Genomic DNA, 22,370 nt, shown 5'->3' with positions numbered 1-22,370 from the left:
CGCCGTAGTAGGCGTCGCGGGCGCCGAGGATCCGCTCGGTGAGCTCCTGCCCCTCGGCGCGTGCCGCCTCGAGGGTCAGGGCGAGGTCGATCGAGTCGTCGGAATCCGTCACCCCTCCAGTTTAGGGAGGGGGTCCCGCACCGCTGCCGGGATCGCGCTCAGGCGGCGGGGACGGCGGAGACGGTGCGATCGATCGTGAACTGGCCCAGCACCCGCGTGCCGACGTAGAGCACGGCGGTCTGTCCCGGGGCGACGCCCTCGAACGGCACCTCCGGGCGAACCGTCAGCGCACCGTCCTGCCAGGTCGCCCATGCCGGGACCGGGTCCGCGTGCGCTCGGATCTGCACGTCGCATGCGAACGCGGACTCCTGCGGGGCGCGCCCCGCCCAGGAGTGCCGGTGCCCGGAGATCTCGGCGGTGGCGAGCGCCTCGCGGGGACCGACGACGACGGTGTTCGAGACGGGCCGGACCTCCAGGACGAACCTCGGCTTCCCGTCGGGTGCGGGCACTCCGAGCGACAGGCCGCGGCGCTGGCCGACCGTGTAGCCGTGGGCGCCCTCGTGCTGCCCCACGACCGCGCCGGAACGGTCGACGATGTCGCCCTCGGCGATGCCGACCCGCTCGGCCAGCCAGCCCCGGGTGTCCCCGTCGGGGATGAAGCAGATGTCGTGACTGTCCGGCTTCTGAGCGACCGTCAGGCCCCGTTCGGCGGCCTCGGCCCTGACCAGCGCCTTGGACGGTGTCGATCCCAGCGGGAAATAGGTGTGGGCGAGCTGCTCCGCGGTGAGCACGCCGAGCACGTAGGACTGGTCCTTCGCCTGATCCGACGCGCGATGCAGCTCCGGGCCGTCCGGCGTCTCGACCAGGGTGGCGTAGTGCCCCGTGCACACCGCGTCGAAGCCGAGCTCCAGCGCGCGCTCGAGCAGCGCGGCGAACTTGATCTTCTCGTTGCAGCGCATGCACGGGTTGGGCGTGCGTCCGGCCCGGTACTCCGAGACGAAGTCCTCGATCACGTCGTCGCGGAAGCGCTCCGAGAAGTCCCACACGTAGAAGGGGATGCCGAGGCGGTCCGCCGCCCGCCGGGCGTCCATCGCGTCCTCGATCGTGCAGCACCCGCGACTGCCCGTCCGCAGCGTGCCCCCGGCCCGGGAGAGGGCGAGATGCACCCCGACGACCTCGTGGCCGGCCTCGACGGCGCGCGCCGCCGCCACGGCGGAATCGACGCCACCGCTCATCGCCGCAAGGATTCGCATCGTTCCAGTCTACGAGCGCGGGGAACGGGCGGCCCCGGCTGCGCGCGCCCGTTCGACGGCCCACGGGATGGCGGCGAGCGCCGCGTCCACGTCGCTTTCGGTCGTCGTCCGGCCGAGGCTGAAGCGCAGCACCGAGCGAGCGGTCTCCTCGTCGCGCCCGATCGCCTGGACCACATGGGACGGCTCCGGGACCCCCGCCTGACAGGCGGAGCCGGTGGAGACGGCGACACCGCGCTGATCGAGCAGGAACAGCAGGGTCTCTCCGCGCGCGCCGGCGAAGTGCATGTGCAGGGTTCCCGGGACCCGCCGGACGGGGTCCCCGAGGGGCTCGGCGTCCGGCACGGCGGTGAGGATCCCCGCGGCCAGCCGTTCGCGCAGACGGCCGAGCCGCACGCCCTCCGCGGCCTGGTCGGCGAGCGCCGCCTCGGCGGCCACCGCGAATGCCGCCGCACCGGCCACGTCCTGCGTCCCCGCCCGGAGTCCCCGCTGCTGTCCGCCACCGTGGATCTGCGGACGCAGGCGAGCGCCCCGGGCCACCACCACGGCCCCGACACCCACCGGTCCCCCGACCTTGTGCGCCGAGACGCTCATAGCCACCAGCCCGCCGGGCCCGGCCGCATCCGCCCGCCAGTCGGAGAACGAGAGCGGGATGTGCCCGAATGCGGCCACCGCGTCGAGGTGCAGGGCGACCTCCGCGGACGCCGCGGCCGCGGCGAGCGCGGCCGCATCGGAGATCGTGCCCAGTTCGTTGTTCGCGACCATCGCCGTCGCGAAGGCGGCTCCCGGCAGCGCGGCGGTGAAATCCGCGACCGGGATCGCCCCGGTCCGCTCCAGTCGCACGGGACGGGGCACCGCGCCCTCCCGGTCGACGAGCGCCGCCACCGAATCCAGCGTCGCGTGATGCTCGCCGTCCGGCAGCACGATATCCCGGGCACCCTGCGGGCGGGCGGACCAGAGCCCCTTCACCGCGAGGTTCACCGCTTCCGTCCCCCCGCTGGTGAAGACCACCTCGATGGGGTCGCACCCCAGGGTGGCGGCCAGGCGTTCCCGTGCCTCTTCGAGCACTCTGCGCGCCTGCTGCCCGCCCGCGTGGATGGAGGAGGCGTTGCCGACCACCTCGGCCGCGGCGATCCAGGCGTCGCGCGCCTGCGGACGCAGCGGACTCGAGGCCGCGTGATCGAGGTACACCTGCATCCCTCCACTGTCGCACGGGACTCTGGCAGCCTGCCGCGTCAAGAGTGCGGCCCGGCGGTGATTAGGGTAGTCCGCATGGTCAACCCGAAGACGACCGCCGATCCCGCGGGTCTGCTGGATCCCGCCCTGGACGACCTCGGCGTCACCCTGCACGACGGCGGGGGGACGCTGCGGGTGTGGTCGCAGGCGGCGGACAGCGTCGAACTCGTCGTCTTCGACGAGGGCGATCTCGACTGGAGCATCGCCGCCGAGCCGCTGCAGCGTCAGGCCAGGGGCGTGTGGCAGATCGACACGGAGCTGCTGCGACCCGGCACGCGGTACGCCGTGCGGGTGGCCGGATCGACCGCGGCCGGCAACATGTTCAACCCGCAGACGCTCCTCATCGAGCCCTACTCCAAGGGGCTCGTCAGTGGCGGCTTCGCGGACTGGCGGTCGGTCGCAGTGGACACGACCTTCGACTGGGGCGGGGTACGCAAGCCCCGGGTTCCGCTGGATCGGACCGTGCTCTACGAGGGGCACGTCAAGGGCATGACCAAGCGTCACCCCGGCGTCCCGGCCCACCTGCACGGGACCTATGCCGGTCTCGCACACCCGGCGATGATCGAGCACTTCCTGGATCTCGGGGTGACGACCATCGAGCTGCTGCCGATCCACGCCTTCGCTTCGGAGCCGCGCCTGCTCCAGCTCGGACTGTGCAACTACTGGGGGTACAACAGCCTCAACTTCTTCTCACCGCACGCGGAGTACGCCACCGAGGCCGCCCGCCGGGAGGGCCCGGATGCGGTCCTGCGCGAGGTCAAGGGCATGGTGAAGCTCCTCCACGAAGCCGGTCTGGAAGTGGTGCTGGACGTCGTCTACAACCACACCGCGGAGGAGGGCATCGGCGGGCCGCGCACGAGCCTGCGTGGCCTGGACAACCGGGCGTACTACCGGCAGACGGAGGACGGCGCCTACATCGACGTGACCGGCTGCGGCAACTCACTGAACACCTCCACCGATGCCGCCGCCCGCCTCGTGCTGGACTCCCTGCGCTACTGGGCGGACGAGGTGCAGGTCGACGGGTTCCGGTTCGACCTGGCCGTGACCCTCGGTCGCGACGCCGACCACACGTTCACCCCGGAGCATCCCCTGCTGCGTGCGATCATCGACGACCCCGTGCTGGCGGACGTGAAGAAGATCGCCGAGCCGTGGGACGTGGGGATGGGCGGCTGGCAGACCGGCAACATGGGGCAGGGATGGATGGAGTGGAACGACCGGTACCGGGACCGGGTCCGAAACTTCTGGCTCTCCGACATCGACTACGCCCGGCGGGCGTCCACCGCCCCGGTCGGCATCGGCGGCTTCGCCACCCGGCTCGCTGGTTCGTCCAACACCTTCAGCGCCGAGCGGGGGCCGCTCGCCGGTGTGAACTTCGTGACGGCGCACGACGGCTTCACGCTGCGGGACCTCGTCTCCTACGACGTCAAGCACAACCTCGGCAACGGCGAGCAGGGACGCGACGGCGCCGACACGAACCGCTCCTTCAACCACGGCACCGAGGGACCGACCGACGACGAGTGGATCCTGGCGACGCGACGGAAGGCGATGCGCAATCTGCTCGGCACACTGCTGCTGTCCGCGGGCGTCCCCATGCTGACCGCCGGGGACGAGTTCGGTCGCTCGCAGCGCGGCAACAACAACGCCTACTGTCATGACTCGGCGCTGACCTGGCTTCCCTGGCAGCACGCGCCCTGGCAGGAGGACCTCTACGCGCACGCGCGACGGCTGCTGCAGGTGCGGCGGGACAACCCGGCGCTGCGGCCGATTCGGTTCGCCCGCCCCGACGAGGCGATCCCCTCCGCATCGGTCATGGAGTGGTACGACGAGCACGGGGACACCATGTCCGGCGAGCGCTGGACGAACCCCGCGCACCGCACGCTGCAGTACGTCGCGGCGTCAACGCCCGAGACGGAGGCCTTCAACCGCATCCTCCTCGTCGTGCACGGCAACGAGTCGCCGATCGACGTGACGCTGCCCGACGTGCCCGGTGTCACCCGGTACGTATCGCTCTGGACGAGCGCCGAGGAGGTGCCCTCCGAGCCCGGATCCGTGCACGTCCCGGGTGGGATCGTGCCGATGGCCGCGACATCCATGCATCTTTTCCGCGCGGAGTGAAGCCCGCGGTGTCGCCTGTCGTCCCGGGCGGCTGAACGATAGGTTCGGAACGTGGCCCTCCAGACCCGTTCCCCGAAGAACCCGCCCGCCTGGCGCAGCGCGTCCGCCCTCCCCATCCGTCCCGCAGCCGACATCGGCGCGGCCGGTGACACGGTGACCGGACGCATCCCGCTCGCGGACCCGCGGCCCGCCGCCCTCGACCCGGCGTTCTCGCCCTCTGCCTTCGCCGGCGAGGTCGTGCCGTTCCGGGTGACGGCGTTCCGGGAGGGACACGACCTCATCGGCGTCCGCCTCCGGCTCACGGCTCCGGACGGCGGGGAGTCCCTCCACGCACTGCGGCCGATCGGCAACGGTCTGGACCACTGGAGCGCGGAGGTCGCCCTCCTCGTCCAGGGCACGTGGTCGTTCCGATTCGAGGCGTACGGCGACGATTTCGCGACCTGGCAGCATGCAGCGGCCCTGAAGATCGCCGCGGGGGTGGATGTCGCCCTCATGCGCGAGACGGGCGCACTGCTGTTCGACCGGGCGCAGGCGGAGGCGGACCGCCCCGCCTCCGAGCGCCGAGTGCTGCAGGAGCGTGCGCGGGATCTGCGCGACCCGGATCTCGACGCCGCTGCGGCGCTCGCGATCGTCGGCGACGAGATGCTCACCGGGTTCTTCCGCGCCCGGCCGCTCACGTCGCTGCTCACCGTCGGACGGACGACCGACCTCCTGGTCGAGCGCGAGCGCGCCGGCGTCGGCGCCTGGTACGAATTCTTCCCGCGTTCCGAGGGAGCGAGCGTCCGCGAGGACGGGACCATCGCGAGCGGGACGTTCCGTACGGCGATGGCGCGGCTCCCCCAGGTGGCCGACATGGGCTTCGACGTCCTGTACCTGCCCCCGATCCACCCCATCGGCCGAACCAACCGCAAGGGGCCCAACAACACGCTCGAAGCCGGTCCCGCCGACCCCGGCTCCCCGTGGGCGATCGGCGGCCCCGACGGCGGGCACGACGCCGTGCACCCCGATCTCGGCACGCTCGCCGACTTCCGCGCGTTCGTCGCCGAGGCCGGACGGCTGGGGCTCGAGGTCGCCCTCGACCTCGCGCTGCAGGCGTCGCCGGACCATCCCTGGGTCACCGAGCATCCGGAGTGGTTCACCACCCTCCCCGACGGCTCGATCGCGTTCGCCGAGAACCCGCCGAAGAAGTACCAGGACATCTACCCGGTGAACTTCGACAACGACCCGGAGGGCATCCGCGCCGAGGTCCTGCGTGTGGTGCGCCACTGGATCGCGCAGGGGGTGCGGATCTTCCGCGTCGACAACCCGCACACGAAGCCGCTGCAGTTCTGGGAGTGGCTCATCCGCACCGTGAACGCCGAGTCCCCCGACGTCGTCTTCCTCGCCGAGGCCTTCACCCGCCCGGCACCCATGCAGGCGCTCGCCCAGGCCGGTTTCCAGCAGAGCTACACCTACTTCACCTGGCGCAACACCAAGACCGAGCTCGAGCAGTTCCTGGACGAGATCTCCCACACCACGTCGGATTTCCTGCGTCCGAACCTCTTCGTGAACACGCCGGACATCCTCACCGAGTACCTGCAGTACGGTGGCCGCCCGGCGTACAAGATCCGCGCGGCGATCGCCGCGACGGCCGCCCCCACCTACGGCGTGTACGCCGGCTACGAGCTCTTCGAGAACGTCGCCCGCCCGGGCAGCGAAGAGAACATCGACAACGAGAAGTACGAGTACAAGCTGCGGGACTGGGCCGGCGCCGAGGCGAACGGCGATTCGCTGGCGCCCTACCTGCGGCGGCTGAACGAGATCCGCCGCGCCCACCCGGCGCTCCGGCAACTGCGCAACCTGTCGATCCAGTGGAGCGACGACGACGCCATCCTGGTCTACGCGAAGCACCTGGACGCCGCGGTGGCGCCGGACGGCGTCGCCGACACCATCCTCGTGGTGGTCAATGTCGATCCGCACTCGGTGCGCCAGACGACGGTCCACCTCGACACCCGGGTCTGGGGGGTGGAACCGGGCCTGCCCTTCCTCGTCGAGGACCTGCTCACCGGCCAGACCTGGACGTGGACGGATCACGACTTCGTCCGCCTGGATGCGTTCTCGGAACCCGTCCACATCCTGCACGTGAAGGGCATCGCATGACTCCTCCCGACCCGTCCCTGCTCGACGCCGTCGCCGCGGGATCCCACCACGCCCCGCACGACGTGCTGGGGATCCACCCGGCTACCGCGGACGGCACGTGGATCGTGCGCACGCGTCGCCCGCTCGCCCAGTCCGTCACGGCCGTCTTCGGCGATGGCCGCCGCGTCCCCCTCGCCCACCTGCACGGCGGGATCTGGGAGGGTGAGACGACCGGCGAGCCGCAGGCCTATCAGGTGGTCGCGACGTACCAGGACGGCCCGGCACACACCACGGACGATCCCTATCGGCACACCCCGACGCTCGGCGAGCTGGACCTGCATCTGATCGGAGAGGGCCGTCACGAGCGGCTCTGGGATGTGCTGGGCGCCCACGTGCGCCTGCACGGGGACGCCGAGGGCACCTCGTTCGCCGTCTGGGCCCCCCACGCCCGCGCCATCCGCGTCGTGGGCGACTTCAACGGGTGGGACGGTGCCGGCCACGCGATGCGCTCGATGGGGGGCAGCGGCGTCTGGGAGCTGTTCATCCCGGGTGTCGGCGTCGGGACGACGTACAAGTACCAGATCCTCACGGAGCACGACGGCTGGGTCATGAAGGCCGACCCGATGGCGAGGGCCGCCGAGGTGCCGCCTGCGACCGCATCCGTGGTCACCGCATCCGACTACGTATGGGGCGATGACGAGTGGATCGCCGATCGCGCCTCCTCGCAGCCGCTGACCAGACCCATGTCGGTGTACGAGCTGCATCTCGGCTCCTGGCGTCCAGGACTCGGGTACCGGGAAGCGGCCGATCCCCTCGTCGAGTACATGACCGCGCAGGGATTCACCCACGTCGAGTTCATGCCGCTGGCGGAGCACCCGTTCGGCGGTTCGTGGGGATACCAGGTGACCGGCTACTACGCCCCGACCAGCCGCTTCGGCAGCCCGGACGATCTGCGCTACCTCATCGACCGCCTGCACGCAGCGGGGATCGGGGTCATCATGGACTGGGTCCCCGGTCACTTCCCCAAGGACTCCTTCGCCCTCGCCCGCTTCGACGGCGGCCCGCTGTACGAGCACCCGGACCCGCGCCGCGGTGAGCACCGTGACTGGGGGACCCTCATCTTCGACTACGGCCGGAACGAGGTGCGCAACTTCCTCGTCGCCAACGCGCTGTACTGGTTCGACCAGTTCCACGTCGACGGGCTGCGCGTCGACGCGGTCGCGTCCATGCTGTACCTCGACTACTCGCGCGAGCCCGGCGAATGGGAACCGAACGAGTTCGGCGGGCGCGAGAACCTGGAGGCCATCCGGTTCCTGCAGGAGACCAACGCGACCGTCTACAAGACGTTCCCCGGCATCGCGATGATCGCCGAGGAATCCACCAGCTACCCCGGTGTCACCGCACCCACCAGCGCCGGCGGTCTCGGATTCGGCTTCAAATGGAACATGGGCTGGATGAACGATTCGCTCGTCTACATCTCGCGGGACCCGATGTACCGTTCCCATCACGAGGCCGAGCTGACGTTCTCGTTCGTCTACGCCTTCAGCGAGAACTTCGTGCTGCCGATCAGCCACGACGAGGTCGTGCACGGCAAGGGCAGCCTCTTCACGCGGATGCCGGGCGACCACTGGCAGAAGCTGGCCGGGATGCGACTGTTCCTGTCGTACATGTGGGGCCACCCGGGCAAGCAACTGCTGTTCATGGGTCAGGAGTTCGGTCAGCTCTCGGAATGGTCGGAGAGCCGCGGTCTGGACTGGTGGCTGCTCGACCAGCCGACCCACCGTGAGCTGCAGGACTTCGTCGCCGCGCTGAACCGGGCGTACCGCGCGGAGCCCGCCCTCTGGAGCCGGGACCACGACGGGGCCGCCTTCGACCGGATCGGGGGGCCCGCGTGGAACCCGGACGTGTCCGCGTTCGTCCGTCGTGGCGACGACGGTGCACCCGTCGCGATCCTCTGCAACTTCTCGGGCGCACCGCTGCGCCTCGAACTGGACCTGCCCTCCGCCGGGCGCTGGGACGAGGTGCTGAACTCGGACGCCACCGTGTACGGCGGATCCGGGGTCGGCAATTTCGGCAGCGTCCAGACGGATGCCGCCGGTCGCGCGAACGTCACGCTCCCGCCGTTGGGCGCCCTCTGGCTTCGCTACGCGGGCTGACGCGGCGCCCGGTCAGAACAGGAGCGAGGCCAGACGACCACGCGCCCGGATGACACGGGGGTCGGCGTCGCCGACGAGACCGAACAGCTCGAGCAGGCGCTCCCGCACCGGGGCCCGCTCGTCGCCGGGGAGGCGGCCGAAGAGGTCGAGCAGCCGCTCGAATGCGTCATCGACGTGACCGCCCGAGACATCGAGGTCGGCCACGGCGAACTGCGCGTCCACGTCGAGCGGAGCCGCTGCAGCGGCCGCGCGCGCCTGCTGCAGGTCGAGCCCCTGCACCCGCTGCAGCAGCGAGACCTGGGCGAGACCGGCACGGGCGTCCGCGTCCCGCGGGTTCTCCACGAGTGCCTGCTCGTACGCGGCGACGGCACGGGCGTAGTCCCCCGCCTCGATGGCCTCGTAGGCGGCGGCGTGCAACGGCGGGAGCGCCGGCTCGGCGGGCTCTGCCGCGTCGCCGTCGCCCGGCTCGACCGGCAGCGTCCCGGTCACGCCGTTCTGCGCGGCGACCTGCAGCAGCTGTGCGAAGACCTCCCGCACCTGCTGCTCCGGGACCGCGCCCGTGAACAGCGGCACCGGCTGACCGCCGACGAGGGCGACCACCAGCGGGATCGACTGCGCGCGGAAAGCCTGGGCGAGCTGAGGGTTGGCGTCGACGTCCACCTTGGCCAGCACGAGCCGGCCGCCGAGTTCCGTCACCACCTTCTCCAGGATCGGGCTGAGCTGCTTGCACGGTCCGCACCATTCGGCCCACAGATCGACCACGACGGGCACCGTGCGGGAGAGCTCGAGTACCTGCGGGAACAGTGCGTCGGTCACGTCCATGATCAGCGACGGGAGGTCGGATGCCGCACCGGGATCGGCGGGCGCTGCGCCGGCGGCCGGCTGGGGACGGTTGCGCAGCGAGGACAGGTCGACGGCGCCGCGGAGGACGGCACCGGGGGCGGGATCGGTCATCACAGAACCTTCGCTTCGAGGATGTTGGACGAATAGCCGAGCAGCCGGATCTTCTCCGTGGATCCCTGTGCCGGGACGTAGAAGAAGAGCTGGTCGACGAACGTGGTCGAGACTCCGGTCTGCGACTCTGCGACCCCGGTGAGGGCCTGCACGGTCGGGTTCCCGTCGAACTTGATCACGACGTCTTCGTTGGCCGGTTTCACCGTATCGGACTCGTTCACGGTGATGGCCACGATCGCTCCGCTTTCCAGCGTGGCCAGCGCCAGCGGGGTGAAGGCCCCGGGGGCGGCGCCGAACTCGAGCGTGCCGGTGTCGGTGGCCGTCGTGTTGAACGCGTCGAGGCGCTCCTGACGGTCCTTCGCCACGCTTTCACTGAAGCGGTCGGATGCCTCGTCGAACAGGCCGGCGAAGGAGCTCTCCGCGCCGTTCGTGAGCACGTCGGCGTACGCGGCCGGGAGCGCATCGGGAGCGAGGACGAGGAACGAGGAGTCCGGCGGGACCTGGGCCGCCCCGATGTAGGCGGGCGCGAGGTCCGGCATCTCGGTGGAACCGCCGAGGTTGCCGACGTAGGAGAGCTTGTACTCGGACCAGGGGTCCTCCTGCGTCATCATCATGATCGTGGAGGTGGTCGCCTCACTGGCGTCGTTCTGCACCACGGCCATCACGGTGCGCGGCCAGGCGTCGAAGGCCTGCGGCAGGATGATCTGGGTCGGCTCGGCGGGGATCGCCGGGAGGGCCGCGTAGTCGGCGATGCCGGCGCGCAGGGTGTAGTTGGTCTGGCGTTCGGCCAGAGCTGCGCCGGAGAGCCGGGTGGCCGCGAGATCCGCGTCCAGGGCGGAGTCGGCCTGGGCCACGGTCTCCGCGATGCGGGTCAGGATGATCTTCGCCTGGGCCTCGGTGACGGCGGGGGCCTGCTGCTGGTCGGAATCGACGATCGGCGCCGTGGGAGTCGGGGTGGGCGTGCTGCCCAGCTGCGGCCACGCCTCCGGCGAGCAGCCGGTGAACACGAGGGCGCCGACGAGCAGGGCGGGAAGCGCGACGACGGCCTTCCGGCGTCCACCACCACGGCGGGAGGTCGACGGACCGGAGGTGATGACGCCCTTGTCGGCCGCGGTGACGGACAGATCGATGGGCTCCGTCTCGGGCAGGGGCGGCGGCGCCTTCCGTCGCGGGCCGCGCGAGCGCCGCGCGTGGCGGATGGCGAGCACGTACAGCACCACTCCGCCGAGGAGCACCAGGGCACCGACCAGGATCAGCGGCCCGGCCCAGGGCGTGGTCTGCGGGATGTCCCACGTGACCGAGATGTCGGCGGGAGCGGGGGCCGTGCCGTCGGAGGCGATGAGCAGGCTCATCGTGGACGGAAGCTGGAGGTTCGCGACGACCGCATCCGGGTCGGTGTACTCGGCGAGCCACAGATCGGACCCCACGGGGTTCCGACCACGGGGCGCGGATGCATCTTCCTCCGCCGCGGCATCGTCCGCGGCCTGCGCGTCGTCCGCGGTGCCCGGGTCCACCTGCTCGACGGCGTCCGGATCGGGCTCGACGACGGAGCTGACGATGACGTCGTCCTCATCCAGGGTGACGGCGGTGTACTCCTCGTCGGAGAGCCAGGCGGCGACATCCGCCGTGCGTCCGTAGGCGACGAACACGCCGTCCGGGCCTGCGACCTCGAGGGTCTGCGTACCGGGGAGGGTGTTCAGCACGGCGCCGTCGACCAGGGTGAAGGGCGTGTCGTCCTCCAACGCGATCGTCGCGGACTGGGTGGACGGACCGGCGAATACCGTGCGCTGGGCGATACCCGCCCCGATCAGGGCGGCAGCCAGCACGAAGGCCACAACGGCCCAGACGAAACGCACGAAAAACCATCCTCCCGACGCCTCACGGCGGCTCGATCCGACGTTCCAGCCTATCCGGAAGCACCTGTGTGTTGTGCGAAAGGGAGTGGCTGCGCCGTGCAGCGCCGTCGGGGCCATAGGGTTTCCCCTACGCCCGTGTCACTGAGGAGACCGCTGTGAAGATCCACAACCCGTTCCGCGTCGCGCTGGTGGGCACGCTCGGCGTCGGTCTCGGCCTGCTGCTGATCGGCAGCATCCAGACGCTCTCCACGATCCTCCTCTACATCGGTACCGCACTGTTCCTCTCGCTCGGTCTGGAGCCGCTGGTCGCCTGGCTCACCCGCCGGAGGCTGCCGCGCTGGGCGGCGGTGCTGGTGACGGTGCTGGCGGTGCTGGCGGTCTTCGCGGGCATCGTCTGGATGATCGTGCCGATCATCGTCGCCCAGGTGGGGCAGCTCGTGGATGCGATCACCACGTTCCTCAACAGCACGTCGTGGCCGGATGTGAAGGACTGGATCCACTCGCTGTTCCCCGCCATCCAGGAGTCCGCGATCGACGACACGGTCGCCAACATCCAGGACTGGCTGCTCTCCAACTGGGGCGAGATCACCGGAAGCGTGATCAACGTCGGGATCTCGTTCTTCACCGGGCTGACCGGCGCGTTCATCGTCCTCATCCTGACGATCTACTTCACGGCATCCACGCCGAATCTGAAGTCCGCCGTGTACAGCCTGGTCCCGGCGTCGAAGCGTCCCCGGTTCATCGACCTGTCCGAGCAGATCACCGACTCGGTCGGGTACTACGTCATGGGCCAGGGCGCCCTCGGTGTGACCAACGGCGTGCTCAGCGCGATCTTCCTCAGCATCATCGGGGCCCCGTTCCCCGCGGTGCTGGCCGTCATCGCCTTCTTCTTCTCGCTGATCCCGCTGGTCGGGACGCTCACCGGCGCAGCCATCATCGTCCTCACCTGCTTGATCCCGGGGCTCGGCTCCCCCATGACGGCCCTGATCGCTGCGATCTACTACCTCGTCTACATGCAGCTGGAGGCTTACCTGATCTCGCCGCGCATCATGAACCGTGCCGTCTCGGTTCCGGGCGCCGTCGTCGTGATCGCGGCCCTCGCCGGCGGTTCGCTGCTCGGGCTGCTGGGCGCGCTCGTGGCGATCCCGGTCGCGGCGAGCATCCTCATCGTGTACCGGCAGGTCGTGGTCCCCCGGCAGAACGCGCGCTAGCGCGACGCCCACCGTCGAGGGCGCGGTTCAGCCGAGGGGTCCGTCCCACTCGTCGGGGAGCGGCAGTGCGGCGGGGTTCACCGCGGCGACGATCTCGGTCAGCACGCGACGGGTCTGATTCTCGCCGACCCAGAGGTGCTTGCCGCCTTCGACCGGGATGAGCTTCGCCTCGGGGACCGACGCGAAGCGTTCGCGCGCCTCATCCGGGCGCAGGTAGTCGTCGAACTCGGGGATGAGGGCGATGAGTGCGCGACGGTCGCCGGCCCAGGCCGCGACCTCGTCTGCGGTGGCGCGGTGCAGGGGCGGAGACAGCAGGATCGCCCCCTCGACGTCGTGCTCGCGCCCGTACTTCAGGACGAGCTCCGTGCCGAAGGACCAGCCCACCAGCCACGGCCGCGGCAGCGCGCGCTCGCGGACGAACCGCATCGCGGCGGCGACGTCGTGGCGCTCCAGCCCGCCGCCGTCGAACGCCCCCTCGCTCGTGCCGCGCGGGGACGACGTGCCCCGGGTGTTGAAGCGCAGGACCGCGATCCCGGCGAGGGCGGGGAGCCGGGCTGCGGCCTTGCGGATGATGTGGGAGTCCATGAATCCGCCGTGTGTGGGCAGCGGGTGCAACATGACGAGGGTCGCGACTGGATCTGCGTCCAGCGGTGTGGCGAGCTCGCCCACGAGGGTGAGCCCGTCCTCGGTGTGCAGCTCGACGTCCTCACGACGGGCGGGCAGCAGGGTCGCTCCGCGGATCTCCATGTCAGTACACCTTCCAGCAGTGCGAGTGCCAATGTCTGCGTGCCGCGAGGTCCGCCGCATCGCCGAGGACGCCGTCCGCACGCCAGACGACGACGTGCGCCGTCCCCTCGGGCACGACGCCGCCGCATCCGGGGCAGGTGTAGGCCTTCACGGCCTGGCCCGCGGACACCGGCTGGACCGTCCATTCACCGCCTCGGCGCACCTCGGTGCGCTTCCAGCCTGCGACGAGCCGGTCGAACGAATCCTCGTGCCGCGGTCGCTGCGGCCGACGGCGGGACTTCGCCAATGGTTCAGTACCAGCCCTTGGCGTTCGAATGTCCCCACGCGCCGCAGGGGGCGCCGTACCGGCCGGAGATGTAGCCGAGACCCCAGGAGATCTGGGTGGCGGGGTTCGTCTCCCAGTCGGCGCCGGCGCTGGCCATCTTGCTGCCCGGCAGGGACTGCGGGATGCCGTAGGCGCCACTGCCGGCGTTGTACGCGTTCACGCGCCATCCGGACTCACGGTTCCACAGGGCCACCAGGCAGGCGAACTCGTCGTCACCCCATCCCCGCGCACGCACCATGTCGTAGGCGATGGCCTGCGCGCTGCCCGGGTCCGGGGACACGAACGGGGGGCTCCAGGAGCGCCCGCCCCCACCGGACGAGGACGAGGATGACGCGGTCGCCGGCGGGGCCGTCACGACGGGCTCGGGCTTCGGGGTCTGGTACGCCGTGTAGCCGTCGCGCTGGAAGTCGATGGTCTCCTCCACCGCCGTCCCGGTCACGGTGAAGCGCTGCGCATCGCTGAGGATGCTCGCGTAGACGGTGGTCGGCGGCGTGTCGGCGGCAGCCGGCTCAGACATCGCGAATCCGACCGGGACCAGGGATGCGGCCACGAACCCGAAAGCGGCGAGGCCGGCGAACACGCCTGCGACACCGCGCCGGCGAGACCATCGCGCCGTCGAACGGGATGCATTCGCGGTCGTCGAGCGCGCCGCGGCAACCGCGGCACGGCGGGTCACGACGGTGGCATCGGGGGTGCGGATCTCATCACCAGAAGTCACAATCCCCCGATTCTAACGAGGTAGCCCTGAGTACGCCATCCGAAGGACGTCAGCCGACCGCCAGCATGATCTCGATCACGGCATCGAGCAGCGCGTCGACCTGCACCTCGCGGTACCCCCCGCGCTGCATGCGGAAGGCGACGGAACGCACCTGTTCGACGGAGACGCCGGTTCCGTCAGCGAGGTAGCGGGCGATCTTGTCCGCAACGAGATCGACCTCTTCGATACGGTAGCCGTAGCGGATCGCGGAAACGCGGTCGAACCGGTTCCGCGGCGGACGGGACAACCGGTCCAGGATCTCCTGCGCGTCCGTGCGCTGCTTCTCCACCCACGCGCGAGCACCGAGACGGGCGATGGCGTCGGCGCGCTCCTGGGCGGCGAACGCGTCCTCGACGCGCCCCAGCGCCGCATCCACCGCGGCGACCGAGTACCCGCCGCGGACGAGCGCGAAGGATGCGTCGCGGACGGCGGCCGCCGTGACCGGCTCACCGTCGGTGGTCTCCATCTCGAACGAGGCGCGTGCCCGGTCGAGGAACGCATCGACCGCTGCCGGTTCGTATCCCTTCTCGCGGCCGTGGACGCGACGGAACGAATCGTGGACCGGCTCGATGTCTCGGGACGCGGCATCGCTGCGGCGCACCACCTCGTCCGTCTGCCGCGTCGTCAAGACAGCACCAGCGGGGCCAGCAGGAAGTAGAGGGCGAGGCCCGCGACGGCGGAAGGGAGGATGGAGTCCAGCCGGTCGAGCACTCCCCCGTGCCCGGGAAGCCAGGAGCTCATGTCCTTTATCCCCAGGTCCCGCTTGACCATCGACTCGCCCAGGTCACCCGCGGTCGCTGTGCCCAGGACGACCAGACCGAAGATGATCCCGGTCCACCAGGGGAGGTCCAGCAGGAGCCACGCCAGCAGGATTCCGGCGATCACCGACGCCACCGCGGCACCTGCGAAACCCTCCCACGTCTTCTTCGGACTGATCCGCGGCGCCATCGGGTGCTTTCCGAGGGTCAATCCGGTCACGTAGGCGCCGGTATCGGCCGCGATCGCCACGATGAGGAACGACAGCACCCACCACTCGCCGTTCTCCTGCCGCAGCAGGATCAGCGCGAGGCTCGCGAGGAACGGCACATACACCGGGATGAAGCCCGAGGCCAGCACGTCGTCCAGCACGGAGGCGTACACCCGGCCGTCGCGCGCCGTCATCTGGCCGATCAGGCGGCACACGATGACCAGCGCGACCGCGGCGAACAGCGATACCCAGTGCAACCACGGATCCAGGAAGACGGCGGACAGCACGAGCAGCAGACCCGCGATCAGCTGCGGGATCAGGTCGACGCGCCGTCCGGCCCCCTGCAGGGCTCGGACGAACTCGAAGACCCCGAGCAGGGCCACGGCCCCACCCACGATCGCGAAGGGCCACTTCGCGAAGATCAGCGAGGCCAGAACGATGGCGCCGATGGCCACGCCGATCACGATCGCCAGGATCAGATCGCGGCCGGTCCGCTGCTTGATCCGCGCGTTCGCCTCTTCGAACTCGGCGCGCGCGTGCGCGACCTGCATCTCGAATTCGTTCCGCGCTGCACGCATGGATGCGGCGCGCGTCATCGGCTCGGCAGGCGCATCAGGGCGCGCCGGTCCAGGAGCACCCGCGGTGCTCCCGGTTGACGGCGCTGATTCGCCGGGGGCGTCGGTCATCGGGTCTCAGACCTCGAGCAGCTCTGCCTCTTTGCGCTTGAGCGCATCGTCGATCAGATCGACGTGGGCCCGGGTGAGAGCGTCGAGCTCCTTCTCCGCGCGAGCCAGTTCATCTTCGCCGACCTCGGACTTGAGGGCGTCCAGATCGTCCTTCGCCTTGCGGCGGATACCGCGCAGGTGGACCTTCGCGTCCTCGCCCTTGTTCCGGACGAGCTTGACGTATTCCTTGCGCCGTTCCTCGGTCAGCTCCGGAAGCGTCACCCGGACGATGTTGCCGTCGTTGGTCGGGTTCACCCCGAGATTCGGCGTGTCGCGGATGGCCTGTTCGATGGCCTTCAGCGCCGACTTGTCGTACGGCGTCACGATGATGGTGCGCGCCTCGGGGTTGTTGAGCGACGCGAGCTGCGCGAGAGGCGTGGGCGTCCCGTAGTATTCCACGCTGATCTTCTGGAACAGCTGCGGGTTCGCCCGTCCGGTGCGCACAGTAGCGAAATCCTCTTTCGCAGCCTCCACGGCACGATCCATACGCCCGGCGGCGTCGGTCATCACATCGGCGATCACGGTTTCTCCCTCAGTCACAGCAGGATTCAAGTCTAGTCGGGACGGCGCGGGGCCCGTGAGCGCACCGCCCGTGAGCGGTCAGGCGGTGACCAGGGTTCCGATCGGCTCGCCCCGGAGGGCGCGGGTCACGTTGCCCGCCGGCTGCATACCGAACACGCGCATGTCGATGCGGTTGTCCATGCAGAGGCTGAAGGCAGTGGAGTCCACGACCTTGAGTCCCTGCACGAGAGCGTCGTTGTACGTGATCCGGTCCAGCCGGGTCGCCGTGGGGTCGCTCTTCGGGTCGGCGGTGTACACGCCGTCCACGCCGTTCTTGGCGACGAGCACCTCCGTCGCACCGATCTCGAGCGCACGCTGCGCGGCGACGGTGTCGGTGGAGAAGTACGGCAGGCCCGCACCGGCACCGAAGATGACGACGCGCCCCTTCTCCATGTGACGCTCCGCGCGACGGGGGATGTACGGCTCCGCGACCTGGGTCATGGAGATGGCGGACTGCACACGGGTGGCGGCGCCCGCCTGCTCGAGGAAGTCCTGCAGCGCCAGAGCGTTCATGACGGTGCCGAGCATCCCCATGTAGTCGGCGCGTCCCCGGTCCATGCCCCGCTGGCTCAGCTCGGCGCCGCGGAAGAAGTTGCCCCCGCCGACGACGATCGCGATCTCCACCTCGTCGACGGCGGCCGCGATCTCGCGGGCCATCTGACTGATGACGTCGGGGTTCACCCCCAGGGATCCACCCCCGAACGCCTCTCCCGAAAGTTTGAGCAGAACGCGACGGCGTCCGGTGGATTCATCCATGGGGGGTCCTCTCTTCGGGGTAAACCTACGGCATGCGAAAGGCCCGCACCGGATGCCGATGCGGGCCTTTCAGGTCGGCTACGCGCCGACCTTGAAGCGGGCGAAGTCGGTGATGGTGATACCGGCGTCGCTGGCGACCTTGGCGACGGACAGCTTGTTGTCCTTCGCGTAGTCCTGGTCGAGCAGCGCGACCTGCTTGAAGAACGCGTTGACGCGTCCCTCGACGATCTTCGGCAGCGCAGCCTCGGGCTTGCCCTCGTTCCGGGAGATCTCGGTGACGATGTCACGCTCCTTCTCCACGTCCGACTCCGGCACGTCCGCGCGGGACAGGTAGGAGGGGTTCGCGAACGAGATGTGCTGCGCGATGCTGCGAGCGGTCTCCGCGTCGTCGCCCGAGTAGGCCACGACGACACCGATCTGCGGCGGCAGGTCCTTGCTGGTCTTGTGCAGGTAGATCTCGAAGTTGTCACCGGTGAGGGTGCGCACGCGACGGAGTTCGACCTTCTCGCCGATGATGGCGGCCTCGTCCGAGATCAGCTGAGCGACGGTCTGACCGCCCGCGTCGGCGGCCAGAGCAGCCTCGGCGGAGTCGGCGCCGGCGGCGGCAGCGGCATCCGCGACCTTGTCCGCGAGGGCGATGAACCGGTCGTTCTTCGCGACGAAGTCGGTCTCGCAGGCGAGCTCGACGAGCGTGACGGCACCGTTGTGCTCGCGAGCCGCGACGAGGCCTTCGCTCGTGGAGCGGTCGGCGCGCTTGGCGTTGCCCTTGGCGCCCTTCAGGCGCAGGATCTCGACGGCCTTCTCGACGTTGCCGTCAGCCTCCTCGAGAGCCTTCTTGGTGTCGACCATGCCCGTGCCGAGCTGCTCGCGCAGAGCCTTGATGTCGGCGATGGTGAAGTTTGCCATGAGTGGCGGCTCCTTCTGTCTGGGTAGTTCTCGATGATGCCGATCGGCGCGACCGGAGTGCGGTCGCGCCGATCGGTGCGGCTCCGTGGGGCCGCAGGGGTTTACTTGTCGGCTGCCTCGGCGGCGGCGACGGCCTCGACCGTCTCGCCCGACGCAGCGGCGATCGCCTCGTCGTGCTCGGCGGCACCGGCGGCGTCGGCGGCGGACTCGGTCGCAGCCTGACCCTCGATGGCCTGCTCGTCGGCGATGAGCTCGGTCGCCTCGGCGGCGGCTTCGGCCTGGTCGGCGACGGCAGCGGTCTCGGCGGAGGACTGCTCGGGGGCGCCCTGCTCGAGCAGCTCGCGCTCCCACTCGGCCAGCGGCTCGGCGGCCGGCTCGGCGTCGCCGGCGGGCTGGTGGCGCTGGATGAGGCCCTCGGCTGCGGCGTCGGCGATGATGCGCGTCAGCAGCGAGACGGAGCGGATCGCGTCGTCGTTACCGGGGATCGGGTACTGGAACTCGTCCGGGTCCGCGTTGGTGTCGAGGATGCCGATGACGGGAATGCCGAGCTTCTTGGCCTCGTCGATGGCCAGGTGCTCGCGCTTCGCGTCGACGACCCAGAGCGCGGACGGCGTCTTGGTCAGGTTGCGGATACCGCCGAGGGACTTGTGCAGCTTGTCGAGCTCGCGCTTCTTGAGCAGCAGTTCCTTCTTGGTGAAGCCACTGTCGGCGGGGTTCTCGTAGTCCAGCTCCTCGAGCTCCTTCATGCGCGCGAGGCGCTTGGAGACCGTGGCGAAGTTGGTGAGGAGGCCACCGAGCCAGCGCTGGTTGACGTAGGGCTGGCCCACGCGGGTCGCCTGCTCGGCCAGGACTTCCTGAGCCTGCTTCTTGGTACCCACGAAGAGGATGGTGCCGCCGTGTGCGACGGTCTCCTTGGTGAATTCGTACGCCTTGTCGATGTACCCGAGCGACTGCTGCAGGTCGATGATGTGGATACCGCTGCGCTCGGTGAGGATGAAGCGCTTGACTTTCGGGTTCCACCGGCGGGTCTGGTGTCCGAAGTGGACGCCGCTGTCGAGCAGCTGGCGAATGGTGACGACGGCCATGGCCGTTCTCCTGTTCTGTACGGTTGTCGCGCCTGACCGATCGGCCGGCGAGCCTGGTGCCCGGCGCACACCCGCACGTCGCTGACGCGACGAGACCGAAGGGTGTGGATGCCGCGAGACGGATCCGGGGATCCGTGCCGCTGTGGGCACGCGGAGTCACCCCGACGAGCGAGGTGCGCCCCCAGTGTATCAGTCGCGCCTCGGGTCATCGCGTCCTCCCCATGCTCGTCCGGCGGGCGTCTTCTCCCCCGCCGGCCGCATCCCGGCGCGGGTGACGGTGCGGCAGCGCAGGGTTCTTCCATGCCCCATCCCGTTCTCCGCCGATCCGTGGTCGCGCTCACCCTGCTCATGCTCACCGGCGGACTCACGGCTCCGCCCGCCGTCGCGATGCGCGGGGCTGCGAGCACCGCCGCGCCGGGCGTTGGCACCGCCGCTCCGCCGCTCGTGGACCCGCTCTGGATCTGGCCGGTCGCGGGTGTGGTGAGTCACCGGTACCAGCAGCCCGCACACGCCTACGGTCCGGGCCACCGCGGCATCGACGTGCTCGTCGCGGAACGCTCCGTCCGCGCTCCGGCGGACGGGGTCGTGCTGTTCGCCGGCACCGTGGTGGATCGTCCGCTGATAACGATCGACCACGGTCAGGGCATCGTGTCGACCCTGGAGCCGGTCTCGTCCCCCCTGGTCCCCGGAACGGCCGTCGCTCAGGGGGACGACATCGGCGAACTCGCGGCAGGCGGTCACAGCGGGCCGGGCGAGCTCCATCTGGGCGCACGGTGGAACGGCGACTACGTCAATCCCCTGCTGTTCCTGGGCGAGGTGCCCCGCGCGGTGCTGCTGCCCTGCTGCTGACGGATGGTCAGGGCGCGCCTACCCGGTTGCGCTGACCGCTGTCGACGATCTCGCCCAGCTGGGCGGACGAGATCTCGTTGTCGGCGCCGGCGACGACGACGCGGTCGATCGACGCCCGGGCCTCGATCTCGTTCCGGTCGCCGTTGACGGTGAGCGAGCCGATCCGGTCGGCGTCCACGTCGTTGTCCTGACCGCTGACGGCGAGCGTGTCGACGGACCGCGCGTCGAGGTCCATCCGGTCGCCGCTCAGCTGCATCGCGCCCACGGTCGCCGCCGAGGCGTCGATGTCGACGTCGTTGCCGTTCACCGAGACGGACGGGCAGTCCCCGGTGAGGACGACGTCGAGGTCGGCGCCGTCGACCGACACCGGCGCGCCGCCGCAGTCGCTCTCCGATCCGGGCTGCGCCGGGGCCGCGGAGGGGGCCGCAGTGGTCGCCACGGGCGGAGGGGATGCGGCGCCCGCGTCCGTGGGTACGACCGTCTGGCGCGGATCCGGGAGGACGCTGCATCCGGACACGACGAGGAGGGTGGCGATGAGCAGCGGAAGCGCGAGGCGGTGACGTGACGAGACGGACATGTCCCCACGCTACGCCGCGGCGCCGCGCCCGTCCGCCTCCCCGGTCAGGCGCGCGGGTGGGCGAGGCGGTAGGTGGAGACCAGGCGCTCGCCCGAGACGTGGGTGTAGATCTGGGTCGTCCCGAGGCTCGCGTGGCCGAGGAACTCCTGCACGGCGCGCAGATCCGCGCCGCCGTCGAGCAGGTGGGTCGCCGCCGAATGCCGCAGGGTGTGCGGGCCGACGGCACCGGAGCCGAGGGCCGGGCCGACGGTGCGCGTCACGAGGTCGTAGACGCTCCGCGGCCCGAGCGCCCCGCCTCTCACTCCGAGGAAGAGGGCATCCACGGGTCCGGCGGACCGTCCGGCGAGGGCGGGACGTGCCCGCACCAGGTAGGCGTCGACGGCACGGACGGCGGGAACGCCGAAGGGGACCACGCGATCCTTGTCACCCTTGCCTGTCACCCGCACCGTGAGCCGGTCCCGGTCGATGTCGCCGATCCGCACGGAGCAGAGCTCCGAAACGCGCAGGGCAGCGCCGTAGAGCAGTTCCAGGACGGCGTGGTCCCGCAGCGCCACCGGGTCGCCGTCGGCTGCATCGTCGGCGAGCGAGGCGAGGACCTCGGCCAGGGCGGGCGCGGTGGCCACGGCGGGCAGGGTACGACCCCGCTTGGGCGCGACCAGCCGCAGGCTCGGGTCCGTTTCCACGTGTCCTGCCTCGCGCGCCCAGCCGAAGAACCCGCGCGCGGCGGCGGTGCGGCGGGCGAGGGTCGCGCGGCTGTCGCCGCGGTTCGTGGCGGCCCACAGCCATTCCCGGAGCTCTTCGAGGTCGACCCTGCCGAGATCGGTCTCCCCGCCCACCGCGGCCGAGAGATCCATCAGATCCGCCCGGTAGGCGCGCACCGTTGCGGGCGAGAGGCGGCGCACGTCGGACAGGTGCCGTGTCCAGTCCTCGATCGCCCGCAGAAGCTCCATTCCCCCAGCATGCCCGGAGTACCCACCGCACCGTGACCGCCACGCGCGCCGCCCGTCAAGGCCCTCCCGCGTCCCACCGCGGTGGCGTCTACTGGCGGTATGAGTCGAGACGGCAACGAGCGACCCCAGCAGGACCACTACGACGACGGATCCGCCGACGAGCAGGAGTCGCCCCTGCCGATGCCGGACCTCGACGACGACGGCACGCCGCCTCCCCACGGCACCGCGGACCGGCCTTAGCCGGCGAGCTTCAGGGGAGAGCGGCAGCG

General features: G+C 70.5%; 21 protein-coding genes. 6 read left to right on the top strand and 15 right to left on the bottom strand.

Features of this window, described 5'->3' with window-relative positions:
- Positions 1-158 precede the first annotated feature (158 nt).
- Together mnmA and F6J84_RS06940 are read right to left on the bottom strand one after the other, a co-directional pair.
- Entirely contained in the window at positions 159-1,253 is a 1,095-nt protein-coding gene (gene mnmA / locus F6J84_RS06945; RefSeq protein ID WP_150972500.1) for a tRNA 2-thiouridine(34) synthase MnmA, read from the bottom strand.
- A 9-nt stretch (positions 1,254-1,262) separates the two neighbouring features.
- Complete coding sequence (locus F6J84_RS06940) at positions 1,263-2,447, bottom strand: cysteine desulfurase family protein (protein WP_150972497.1); 1,185 nt, start codon at positions 2,445-2,447, stop codon at positions 1,263-1,265.
- A gap of 75 nt (positions 2,448-2,522) precedes the next feature.
- Here F6J84_RS06940 and glgX point away from each other — a divergent pair, with 75 nt between their 5' ends.
- From glgX to glgB, 3 genes are read left to right on the top strand one after another with little or no spacing between them, the layout of a single operon-like run.
- Positions 2,523-4,601: a glycogen debranching protein GlgX gene (gene glgX / locus F6J84_RS06935; protein WP_150972494.1), complete on the top strand. Its 2,079-nt coding sequence runs from the start codon at positions 2,523-2,525 to the stop codon at positions 4,599-4,601.
- A 51-nt stretch (positions 4,602-4,652) separates the two neighbouring features.
- Positions 4,653-6,740: an alpha-1,4-glucan--maltose-1-phosphate maltosyltransferase gene (locus F6J84_RS06930; RefSeq protein WP_150972491.1), complete on the top strand. Its 2,088-nt coding sequence runs from the start codon at positions 4,653-4,655 to the stop codon at positions 6,738-6,740.
- Positions 6,737-8,875: a 1,4-alpha-glucan branching protein GlgB gene (gene glgB, locus F6J84_RS06925; protein WP_150972489.1), complete on the top strand. Its 2,139-nt coding sequence runs from the start codon at positions 6,737-6,739 to the stop codon at positions 8,873-8,875. Before F6J84_RS06930 ends, glgB begins: the two co-directional genes overlap by 4 nt.
- A 12-nt stretch (positions 8,876-8,887) precedes the next feature.
- Here glgB and F6J84_RS06920 read toward each other — a convergent pair whose 3' ends face one another.
- Both F6J84_RS06920 and F6J84_RS06915 read right to left on the bottom strand, forming a co-directional pair.
- Positions 8,888-9,829, bottom strand: a complete 942-nt coding sequence (locus tag F6J84_RS06920; RefSeq protein ID WP_150972487.1) for a tetratricopeptide repeat protein — start codon at positions 9,827-9,829, stop codon at positions 8,888-8,890.
- Positions 9,829-11,685, bottom strand: a complete 1,857-nt coding sequence (locus tag F6J84_RS06915) for a DUF8094 domain-containing protein (protein ID WP_150972485.1) — start codon at positions 11,683-11,685, stop codon at positions 9,829-9,831. Before F6J84_RS06915 ends, F6J84_RS06920 begins: the two co-directional genes overlap by 1 nt.
- Positions 11,686-11,840: 155 nt before the next feature.
- On the opposite strand from F6J84_RS06915, the gene F6J84_RS06910 reads away from it, so the two are divergent.
- Positions 11,841-12,896, top strand: coding sequence for an AI-2E family transporter (locus tag F6J84_RS06910; protein ID WP_150972483.1), 1,056 nt, complete (start codon positions 11,841-11,843; stop codon positions 12,894-12,896).
- Between the two features lie 27 nt (positions 12,897-12,923).
- Here the strand turns inward: F6J84_RS06910 and F6J84_RS06905 are convergent, their stop codons facing one another.
- From F6J84_RS06905 to rpsB, 9 genes are all read right to left on the bottom strand, one after another.
- Positions 12,924-13,643 carry an alpha/beta hydrolase gene (locus F6J84_RS06905; RefSeq protein WP_150972481.1) on the bottom strand — a complete coding sequence of 240 codons (720 nt, stop codon included), beginning with the start codon at positions 13,641-13,643 and terminating at the stop codon, positions 12,924-12,926.
- A 1-nt stretch (position 13,644) separates the two neighbouring features.
- Positions 13,645-13,929: a hypothetical protein gene (locus tag F6J84_RS06900; RefSeq protein WP_150972479.1), complete on the bottom strand. Its 285-nt coding sequence runs from the start codon at positions 13,927-13,929 to the stop codon at positions 13,645-13,647.
- A gap of 4 nt (positions 13,930-13,933) precedes the next feature.
- The gene (locus F6J84_RS06895) at positions 13,934-14,686 is read right to left on the bottom strand and encodes an aggregation-promoting factor C-terminal-like domain-containing protein (protein ID WP_238702629.1); all 753 of its coding nucleotides are present in this window, start codon (positions 14,684-14,686) and stop codon (positions 13,934-13,936) included.
- A gap of 49 nt (positions 14,687-14,735) precedes the next feature.
- On the bottom strand, positions 14,736-15,296 hold the full coding sequence (locus tag F6J84_RS06890) for a DivIVA domain-containing protein (protein WP_150974729.1): 561 nt from the start codon (positions 15,294-15,296) through the stop codon (positions 14,736-14,738).
- Positions 15,297-15,349: 53 nt separating this feature from the next.
- Positions 15,350-16,243, bottom strand: a complete 894-nt coding sequence (locus tag F6J84_RS06885; RefSeq protein ID WP_338037222.1) for a phosphatidate cytidylyltransferase — start codon at positions 16,241-16,243, stop codon at positions 15,350-15,352.
- Positions 16,244-16,384: 141 nt separating this feature from the next.
- The gene (gene frr / locus F6J84_RS06880; protein WP_150974728.1) at positions 16,385-16,939 is read right to left on the bottom strand and encodes a ribosome recycling factor; all 555 of its coding nucleotides are present in this window, start codon (positions 16,937-16,939) and stop codon (positions 16,385-16,387) included.
- 78 nt (positions 16,940-17,017) lie between these two features.
- Entirely contained in the window at positions 17,018-17,734 is a 717-nt protein-coding gene (gene pyrH / locus F6J84_RS06875; RefSeq protein ID WP_150892358.1) for a UMP kinase, read from the bottom strand.
- Positions 17,735-17,812: 78 nt separating this feature from the next.
- Positions 17,813-18,640, bottom strand: a complete 828-nt coding sequence (gene tsf, locus F6J84_RS06870; protein ID WP_150972475.1) for a translation elongation factor Ts — start codon at positions 18,638-18,640, stop codon at positions 17,813-17,815.
- A gap of 101 nt (positions 18,641-18,741) precedes the next feature.
- Positions 18,742-19,725, bottom strand: coding sequence for a 30S ribosomal protein S2 (gene rpsB, locus F6J84_RS06865; RefSeq protein WP_150972473.1), 984 nt, complete (start codon positions 19,723-19,725; stop codon positions 18,742-18,744).
- Positions 19,726-20,025: 300 nt separating this feature from the next.
- On the opposite strand from rpsB, the gene F6J84_RS06860 reads away from it, so the two are divergent.
- On the top strand, positions 20,026-20,574 hold the full coding sequence (locus F6J84_RS06860; protein ID WP_238702628.1) for a murein hydrolase activator EnvC family protein: 549 nt from the start codon (positions 20,026-20,028) through the stop codon (positions 20,572-20,574).
- 7 nt (positions 20,575-20,581) lie between these two features.
- Here the strand turns inward: F6J84_RS06860 and F6J84_RS06855 are convergent, their stop codons facing one another.
- Positions 20,582-21,151: a hypothetical protein gene (locus F6J84_RS06855; protein WP_150972471.1), complete on the bottom strand. Its 570-nt coding sequence runs from the start codon at positions 21,149-21,151 to the stop codon at positions 20,582-20,584.
- Positions 21,152-21,195: 44 nt separating this feature from the next.
- Complete coding sequence (locus tag F6J84_RS06850; protein WP_150972469.1) at positions 21,196-22,101, bottom strand: tyrosine-type recombinase/integrase; 906 nt, start codon at positions 22,099-22,101, stop codon at positions 21,196-21,198.
- Between the two features lie 99 nt (positions 22,102-22,200).
- Here F6J84_RS06850 and F6J84_RS15470 point away from each other — a divergent pair, with 99 nt between their 5' ends.
- Complete coding sequence (locus F6J84_RS15470; protein ID WP_191905775.1) at positions 22,201-22,341, top strand: hypothetical protein; 141 nt, start codon at positions 22,201-22,203, stop codon at positions 22,339-22,341.
- Positions 22,342-22,370: the final 29 nt, after the last annotated feature.

The sequence above is a fragment of the Microbacterium caowuchunii genome (genome assembly GCF_008727755.1).
Taxonomy (GTDB): Bacteria; Actinomycetota; Actinomycetes; order Actinomycetales; family Microbacteriaceae; genus Microbacterium; species Microbacterium caowuchunii.
This window is presented reverse-complemented; position numbering and strand designations above follow the sequence as displayed.